General features: G+C 54.7%; 7 protein-coding genes and 1 pseudogene. 4 read left to right on the top strand and 4 right to left on the bottom strand.

The window, feature by feature from the left end; translation table 11 throughout:
• Positions 1–81: 81 nt before the first annotated feature.
• Both nodB and C9413_RS22520 read right to left on the bottom strand, forming a co-directional pair.
• Complete coding sequence (gene nodB / locus C9413_RS22525) at positions 82–741, bottom strand: chitooligosaccharide deacetylase NodB (protein ID WP_040114222.1); 660 nt, start codon at positions 739–741, stop codon at positions 82–84.
• Entirely contained in the window at positions 738–1,328 is a 591-nt protein-coding gene (locus C9413_RS22520) for a NodA family N-acyltransferase (RefSeq protein ID WP_040114221.1), read from the bottom strand. Before C9413_RS22520 ends, nodB begins: the two co-directional genes overlap by 4 nt.
• 330 nt (positions 1,329–1,658) lie before the next feature.
• Here C9413_RS22520 and C9413_RS22515 point away from each other — a divergent pair.
• Positions 1,659–1,808 (top strand): annotated as a pseudogene (locus C9413_RS22515) (LysR family transcriptional regulator); the annotation flags it as partial.
• 148 nt (positions 1,809–1,956) lie between these two features.
• Here the strand turns inward: C9413_RS22515 and C9413_RS22510 are convergent.
• Positions 1,957–2,475: a helix-turn-helix transcriptional regulator gene (locus C9413_RS22510; protein ID WP_040114220.1), complete on the bottom strand. Its 519-nt coding sequence runs from the start codon at positions 2,473–2,475 to the stop codon at positions 1,957–1,959.
• Between the two features lie 714 nt (positions 2,476–3,189).
• Between C9413_RS22510 and C9413_RS22505 the strand changes: the two genes are divergently transcribed.
• The 3 genes from C9413_RS22505 to repC all read left to right on the top strand — a co-directional run bounded on the left by C9413_RS22505 (position 3,190) and on the right by repC (position 6,576).
• On the top strand, positions 3,190–3,828 hold the full coding sequence (locus C9413_RS22505; protein ID WP_246703827.1) for a hypothetical protein: 639 nt from the start codon (positions 3,190–3,192) through the stop codon (positions 3,826–3,828).
• 475 nt (positions 3,829–4,303) lie between these two features.
• Positions 4,304–4,732: a hypothetical protein gene (locus C9413_RS22500; protein ID WP_040114218.1), complete on the top strand. Its 429-nt coding sequence runs from the start codon at positions 4,304–4,306 to the stop codon at positions 4,730–4,732.
• Between the two features lie 551 nt (positions 4,733–5,283).
• On the top strand, positions 5,284–6,576 hold the full coding sequence (repC, locus tag C9413_RS22495) for a plasmid replication protein RepC (protein WP_040114217.1): 1,293 nt from the start codon (positions 5,284–5,286) through the stop codon (positions 6,574–6,576).
• Positions 6,577–6,833: 257 nt separating this feature from the next.
• On the opposite strand, the gene C9413_RS22490 is transcribed toward repC, so the two are convergent.
• Entirely contained in the window at positions 6,834–7,337 is a 504-nt protein-coding gene (locus C9413_RS22490) for a helix-turn-helix domain-containing protein (RefSeq protein WP_040114216.1), read from the bottom strand.
• Positions 7,338–8,676: the final 1,339 nt, after the last annotated feature.

Genomic DNA, 8,676 nt, shown 5'->3' with positions numbered 1-8,676 from the left:
TTTATAAGCAGTCGAGAGCAGCGCATAGAGCGAGATGGCGACAGTGCTAGTTGTGTCAAGCAGATTCATGGAATATCGCTTTCAGTGGTCTTGAGGAAGCGCGCGGATTACAAATCCGCGGTCATGCAAAGCTGGAATGATGCTGGATAGCGCCGCGATGGTCTGGTAGCGCAGACTGGCGTCAGTGCCCGGTTGCAATTCGCTGGGGGGGCATCCGTCGTGCAAGAGCACAATTGCGCCCGGCCGGATAGATCCGAGCACTGCATCGACAATGGCGTCCACCCCGGGAAGAGACCAGTCTCGCGGATCTACCGACCAGTGGACGGCGGCCAGTCCAGCGCTCGCCGCCGTAGTGAGCACTTCTTCGGTCCAGATCCCATACGGTGCGCGGATGTGCCGCACTGAGGCCTGCCGTGACGCCATGGTGATGGCTCTGTTCGCCTCGAGTATTTGACGTTGCACTTCGCCGGGTCCGCATGTGGACAAGTCCGGATGTGTCATCGTGTGGTTAGCGACTTCGTGCCCTTCTGCAATCATTCGTTGGATCAGTTTTGGCTGATCTGCCGCGTACTCGCCGATGACGAAGAAAGTCGCCGGTACCCGGTGTTCAGCCAACACATCGAGAACTTCCGGCGTGCAAAATGGATGAGGACCGTCGTCGAACGTCAAATAAACGCTGCGCTGGCCGGTGCCGTCAGCGTACTCGCTGGGCACCTCGCATAAGCAATCGCGGTGTGTCATAGTTCCGGTCCGTTCCGATCGATCATCGTACCGGTGGGCCAATCGGACATCGAACGTCCAACTGGCAGAACGATGACCAGTGGATCCTCGACGCGCGTGGGCGGCAGATCGATACGCGCGTGTGGGAGGGTGGACCGCACGCGGATTTCCGACAAAATCGTCACCATACCGTGACGGCCGAACCTTGCGATATGTTTCCGCAGCTCTGGCCGAACCGTGCCGAAAGCGAATGGAACTTGAAGCTCCTGCAGTGTCGGAAACATGACATGGATCGAATGGGCGATTCCGAGTCCCTCAAGATTCGGACGCACCCCATACAAGCCTAGTTCAGCCACCAGCAGGTCGACTCCGTCAACCTTGATGAAACGGCGCAGCAATCCCATATGAGCCGCCACACCACTTGAGTCATAGGCGATTGCCCGAAGTTCAGGTCTTGCTCCGGCCCAGCTTCGACTACCTTCGAACGGCTTTGCATTAAAGACCCCAGTCGGTCCATAGGTTTTGCGAAAGAACTCGGCGAGTTCGACATGGTCGGCGAGTTCCAACTCGTTTTCCCAGCACAGCCTCCACCGCACCTCAGAGCGCATGCAAAGACCTCCTTTTTCTTGGTGTTGTCTTGAAGCACGCATTGTGCGATCGAAGCAGGCGGTCCGTTCGCTGCGCGTCAGACACTGTCGCCAGGGATCGCGATATCAGCCAATCGGGATGGTAGAACTTTTCGACAGTCCTCGCGCTTGAGATGAAAAACTCTCTCAATACTTCCGACCTTCCTTAGCCGCTCGTAGACTTATGCCGACCTACTTGTCCGGCAATTGCCAAACTTGTCGGGTTATCGACATTTCCCTAATGCATCATCGGGAGATTGGTAAAATTGATTGTTTGGATGGCATGCATCCACGTTATGGATAGATGGAAACATGCGTTTCAAGGACTTTGACCTGAACCTCCTCGTTACGCTCGACGCGCTGATGACCGAGCGTAACCTCATGGCGGCGGGACGCAGCACCAACTTAAGCCAGCCGGCCACCTGTGCGGCCTTCGCCCGGTTACGCGCCTGTTTCCGCGATTGAGCTGTTACGATGAATGGCTAGGAATTTGTCCCAACGCCGCGTGCGCAAGGCTCGCCTCGGCAGCCTGCGACGGCGCGGAGCGTTTGGTCTTGGTTTTCTGATAAAACTTCATCCGGGACCGACGCCGTTCTATTTTTTGACGCTGTCATCTGCTTCCCGTTTCGCCATCGACTGCAGTGGCGCACGAAGGCGCGGCGTTCGCCGCACCATCGCCGCTATCGCCACAGGTCTCTTCTATGCGGCTTAGTAAGCTGAAAACATCGCGTAAAATCTCTTCATCGAAGGTCCGCAACTTCTCGATAGTAGCCAACAGAAGAACCGCTTTGGTTTCAGTTTCGCCCCAAAGGTGGGGTGCTGCCGGCGCGATAATCTCTTCCGGAGTTGCATCCAAAACCTCACAGAGATGAATCAGTCGGCCCACCGTGAGACGGGAGACTTTATTTTCGTAGCGGCCGTAGACCTGCTCGCTGATGCCAAGCAAGGGCGCGAGTTTCGAGCGAGGCAGTTTTCGCTTATCGCGGGCTTCGCGAAGACTGATGCTGATCTGTTTTTCCAGTTCGGCGCTAAGTGCAATCCGCCCGTCAAAAGGTTTTCGATAGACCGGTTTGTCGATGCCCGGATCATCGACTTGTTGCAAACCGAGTTCATTAATCCATTGCTTCAATGATGGTCCTGACATTGCTCCGACTGAGGTTAATGCTCCAGAGCCTCTTTATACGGAAAAGTAATGTGCTTGGAACCATTAATATCGCGATTTCGATCACGTTTGGCGCATTTCAATGTGGCGGAACCTCATTCTCTTGGCGTCGCGCGCATAAATTTATCTTTATTATCAACGATATATATGCCTCTCATACTGGAGTTACTTCGTGTACGGATTACCCAGTTGCGCCAAATTGGCTACCCGTGCATTTGGTGAGCTTGGTGAGAACCGTCGTTGCATTTCCTGGTCTCGCACCGGACGCCCTGTGTAGGCATGGCGGCCTTTTGTCCTGCACCCGCATGGAGCCTTCTCGGCTCTCGGCCATTCACTGACGGCTGCATGCGTCGGCTGTTGGACGGCGATGCCCACATAGGCCTGCTACAGAAAGGCGGCGGCCGGAGTGGCGATTTGTCGATTGACGACAAAGGCGACGGCCATGAAAGGCGGAGTTTCTCTAGCTGCCATGGATCGAATTGTGCAATCCAATTCTCAAACGGTAGCGGCTCTGTTATCTACCATGGATTGTATAGCAACTGAACGATATAGCTTGACGGAAATAATCGCCCGAAACCCTCGACAGAACTTTTGCTACAAAGTTGGCGCAGTCCTGATGCAGCCTCCCTCCTGCTTTCGACACAAAAGTGTCTGATTATTGTGTAATTTCAACGTCAGTTAATGTTCGTTTCGTCAGACATTCGCCAACTCAATCCCTACAAACTTATCAAATTGGCGCATAAGACGTTTGCACAACCGGGTGAAAATCACCATATTGCGGCATGGCGCTGCTATGCAGGGTTGGTCACGCAAGTTGCTGAGCCTCTTTGTCACGCGTTAGAAGGACGAGATCGCTTTAAAGAAATTGAGGGTCAAGGAATGAACAATATTGCATACGTATTGGACTCGGAAACGACACTCTTTCGAGCTGTCGAGCTTCAAATCGGCATCAGCTTTTCGCCAATCTATGATTTGGTCGGCAGTCCACTGATCGAGATGATCCGCTTTGACGATATGCACTCGCTATTCCTAGATGAAGAAGCACTGCGAGATGGGCTCACCGCCTTCACCCGTTTTGATGGCTGCCTCAAACCTCTTGCCGGGAAAATCGTCCTTGTCGGAGGCGACGGAAGGGAGCCTTATCATTCCCCCCTGATATCGATTGCAGACGCGGCGTCGCGTTTCCAGTGTTGCCGACCTGTGCTCGACCCGGTTTTTGTGGAACCTGATGACGTGATGTCGAAGGGCCTCATTTTTCCGGGCGCATTGAAGGGCCTGCAAGTCCGCATGGATATTATCCCCCCTATGATTGTGGCATGATGAAAATCGCGGTTCGGGAAAATAATACCATCGCCATTCGCGGGAACTTTCGCAGGTATAGCGCATCACATCGAGGCGGACTCGGTTCCGCTGAATCCATTGATGAAATCGCCATCGGCCTCAATCGACGGCGTAGAGAACCTCACAACAGCCGGGGATCGAGTCTCAAAACTTCACACCGATCCGGAATCCGGGCGACGGTGGCGATCCACATTGGCAAGGCGTCCGGTTATGAACTTCTGCCTTCCCAAGAGAGTGTTAGAAAGGTCGGCGTCCGCTCGGAGCTACCGATGCCGTATCCGTGAGCCAGCTCGGCCTCGATCTCTTCGGTGCGCTGAGGGATTACTGGGAGGTACAGCCGAAGGAATGAATTCAGACCCTTTGAGGCAATCAGAATCTGATCTGTGAGGCCAACCCGACCACGTCAGCGGACTAAATTGGCAAAACACTGCCCAACTCTGCTACGACAAGGGGCATGACCGCTCCTGATGACACTTTTCCGACATTGCGCGACCTGGCCTGCGAGATTGGTCAGGTGCAAATCCAATGGAGTTTCTTGGAAGGTGAGATGCGTCGGCAACTCGCGGCTGCTGATGATCAAAGACGAACGCTTCGAGGGCCGATCATCTCCCATTGGCGTGTCTACGCCCAACGGCTTTCCGAGGATCAACCCGCCATGGCGGAGCATCTCGGTGCGGTAGAACGAGTCGCGCGGACCCGCAACCTGCTAGCGCATGGCATCGAATTGGCGTCCGCCAACCCCAGGAAGAATGCAATCGCGTTCGTTGTGTGTGTCGACACCGACGGGGCGAACCGTACGCTCACTATCGACGAGATTCGGGGACTGTCGGAGGAGATCCACCGCGTCCGGCGTTCAATCCTGTTCGGCCTTCACGCCGGCTAGCTCACGGTCCCGACCAGATGGCGGCCTCCCGCGGTGGGGACCCGTGTCCCCCACTCTCAACCAACAAGTACGACAGGGGAACTTTGCTTTCCCACGCGTCGATGGTCATTGACCTGAACTGCAGGCGTTCGAAGGCCACGAAACCGCCGACCCGGGATCAATGATGCGAAGCAAAATGGATCGCGCAACTGCAATTTGCATAAGCACTATCCATTCAAAATACTCATAAAAATTAGACAGATATGATTCTGTACAGGTCGATCTTGCATCGCGCGGTAGCCCATATTAGCACGCGTCTTGCGCCAAATTGCTTTGTTGAGATATGCTTTCTTGTATTCAACACAACGGTTCCGACGCGTAAGTCGGGCTTGAAACGGAGATGATGAAACGACCAGAAAAAGAAAAACCGCTCCCGAAGAAATCCGGAAGCGGGTCTGTAAGAGAATAATTTAAGCCAAAACCTTTCTCGCAGACCCTTACTTCCTTGTCAACAGAAAACACCATTTCGGTGAACGGCGGAGCTTTACCTGGTCCTCAACGGAGGCGAGGGCATGGAAGATATTATCGCGTATCGGCGGCCAATAGGCCGCAGGATAACGCCACAACGCATCGAATTCCGCCGACGCGCACAATCGGCCGAAATCGGAACGGTGACACGCGCTCAACTGGCAGTGCTTGTTCAAAATCTGACCTGCACAGGCGTGATAAATGGGACAGAAAGCCATCTTTTGCTGGCATTGATCAACACCGCTCCCGCCGAGTCTTTCGATCGAACCGGGCGACCGATTGTGTTCAAATCGAACCGGCAATTGGCTTTTGAGATCGGCCGTTCAGTTGGTCGGGTCAGCCGAATGCTTTCCCGCCTTTTCGATGTGGGTCTGATCACGACGCAGGACAGCGGGAATTACAAACGATATCCGATCCGAAACGCTGATGGCGAGATAACGGATGCGTGCGGAGTCGATCTTCGAATTCTGATCGTGCGTTATGCCGAGCTTCATGAGCTCGTGAAAGAGGTGCGTGCGGAAAAGAAGGCAGCAGAGGCCGCGCTTCGGCGCTATCGAGGAGCGTTGCGCAATACCCGTTATGCCCTCGCTGCTGCTGCTGATCTTGGCGCAGCAGCGCGCCAACGTGTCGCCGGTCGCATCGAGCGCATCAGCAGTTATGTGGAAGTGGCTGCCAAGGCACCAAGCGAGTTGCTGCGCCGCGCTACATTCCTTCTTGAGTGGACCATCGATCGGCTGATGCAGCTAGCTCCCCGATATCGAAGTGAGCCCGCCGCTCGAAAAACGACATGCGTGTATGTCGAAAACGGCATGCACAAACAGATTACACTCTCCTATCAATCTAAACGTAGTAATGATGAGCAATGTCTGGCTCACGCCGAAGAACCTAATTTCTCGAAAGCTGGCGCCAGCAAAGGGGCTTTTGAAAAAAGTCTGGGGAGCCGGCAGAGCTCAGTCAACGAGCAATATGATCAGCGGAAAGCGCTGGTTGCTCTTCAGGAAGTCTTGCGCGCAGCGCCGGCGCTTAGGGAACTCGGGTACAAACCCAACACCTGGGCGGATCTGGTCCGGCTGACACCGATGTTGTGCCGCTATGCCGGGATCTCGGAGGATGCCCGCCGCCGCGCTGTCGAGAAGATGGGTGAGCAGCAAGCCGCCGTGGCAGTGGCGATTACCCTTGAAAAAACAAATCGCCAGGACGTCAGCTCGCCGGGCGGGTATTTGCGGGCAATGACTGAGCGAGCGGCCGCGGGCAAATTATACCTTGCCCGGTCTGTTTTCGGACTCGCTGCCCGCAACTCACTGGAGGCAAAACATCGAGACATCGGGCAAACTTAGCTGCGTTCGCCGCTTCTTCCTCGTGCATGGTCTTGCAACCGGCGATGATTTTCGCAGGCACGTCCAGAGGGATCGACGGAAACCATCAAAATCAAGTCTTTGGGGATCGGCACATGCGGTGATCAGACGGAAATGAAAAAGTGTAAGGCTTGGCGTTGTGGGGTTGCGGGTGTCTATCGCGGCAAACGACGGAAACAAGTCGGCTGCGGCATCGAGCAACGCCTGCTGGACCGGGGCTTCATCGGTACAGATCACGCTCACTTAGCGGTCTCCGTTCCGCCATTGATACCTCTTTCGCTCTCGTTGTCATCGGGGATCATTCGCTGCAAGAGCCGAATGAGATCGCGCGTCGTGTCGCTCGGAAGGCTCCTTAGAATCCGAGCCAGTGTTAGACAATCCTCGGCTTCCTCTGATGTGCGCCCCCAAAGATGGGGCGCAGCTTCAAAGATCATATCCATTGGCATGAAGCCGAGAATCTCACAGAGATGAATCATCCGGGTGACAGTCATTTTGGAAAATGCCCGCTCGTAACGTCCGTATACAGGTATCGACAGACCAAGCATTGGGGCAACGTCGGCGCGAGAGAGGCCTTGAGCTTCGCGCGTTTTCTTCAGAAATGCGCTGATCAATTCCTCCATGTGCCCCAGGGTTGTAATTCTGCCATCGAAACCGGGCTTTCGATAGATTGGCTTGTCAACTTCTGGATCGGCGGTGCTGACGAGGCCTCTTGAACTTCTGTAGCTTGCTAGATCTTCCGTCACCGCCCGTCCCTTTTTTCCAGCCACTCGTTGGTTGGCATGCACCAGCTTGAACCGATTTGAATCACTTTGTCACCGCCACATTTCAGTCGTTTCTTATACCTTTTTGGAGATTTTTTGAGTTATAGCAATTTTTGAGGGCTTAGCCAAATTGCTTCAGTAATCCACGCCCCACGAACACAAATCAGGGGCGCGGAAATCGGTCGCTTGGGCCTGGAAAAAGATCCGCCGGTCTTTGCTCCAACCGCCATCCAATCATCTAGATTACCTTGAATTTGGGTCCAAATTCACGTTTAGCCCTTCGGCCAGCTCAGGGTCGCCTTCAGCCATTATCGTCGATCTCGATATTCATCACCCATGCGAAGGACCGATCCATTTCCGTGTCCATTGATATCCCATTTGGCTAGCTGGGAAAGCCCGGCCATGGCCTGAGCATCACTCGGCCAGTGAGCGTTATCGGCACTCACTCCTGCAATCCCTGTAAGTCAATTTGATTTCTGAAAACTCCGCCTGGTTCAACTAGGGGGCGACCGAAGGAGAGCGCTCTATAGATCCAAGACGCAGCCGAAAGAAAGGTAAAAATTCAGCGTGATCTAAATGAGATTCGTGAAAACTGCGGTATGAGGAAGCAACCTACGCGCTATCACCCCGGCTTTCGCGATGAGAAATCAAAGAACGTAGGATATCGATTTATAATCGCTTTTCACCGGGCATATGGTCGAAGACCTGATTGCCCGCCACATCATCGTCACCGGCCTGTAAGACGATTTTGCCGCCGTGGTGAGGCTTGGCCCACAGGGCGCCACCGACTTCAGCCCTGCCGACGATCTGGCACTCGCCAATTCTGTGCGCTCAAAGCTGTGATCGCCGTCGCCTCGGCTCGCGGCTGCCCATCGGGAGCATGAGGCGCTGAAGCCCAGGCAGGCGGTGGAGCATTGTCTATATCAGCATCGGCTGCATCGCCAACGCAGTCCTTTCTTTCGACGTCCTATACATGACGCTGACGTGCATGCCAGCGTCCATGAAGGCGCGGCTAGCAAGGTCTCGGCGATCTGCTTAACGCATAGATGATGTCGAAAGCTCCGCCGACAGCATATGACGAAAGCGGCATAAGCATCTGTGGATCGTCGTCGAAAGTCCCTATTCAATGGCTACCCGATGCGCTGATCGCCTGGTTTGGCGAGCACGGCGTGGCCATGGAGCAGATCGGTCTTGACGCAGTGGCTCGGCTCCATGCCGGGATGACAAAGGCGGGTCCGGCGGTCGAACTGATCGAGACGCGCCCAGTGCGCTCTCTTTTATAAATCTCCACGCACCCGACGAGCCCAGGAGCCACGTTCGA

This window comes from Rhizobium sp. SEMIA 4085 (assembly GCF_013004495.1).
Classification (GTDB): domain Bacteria; phylum Pseudomonadota; class Alphaproteobacteria; order Rhizobiales; family Rhizobiaceae; genus Rhizobium; species Rhizobium gallicum.
The sequence above is the reverse complement of the archived record's forward strand: the minus strand, read 5'-3'. Positions and strand labels throughout refer to the sequence as shown.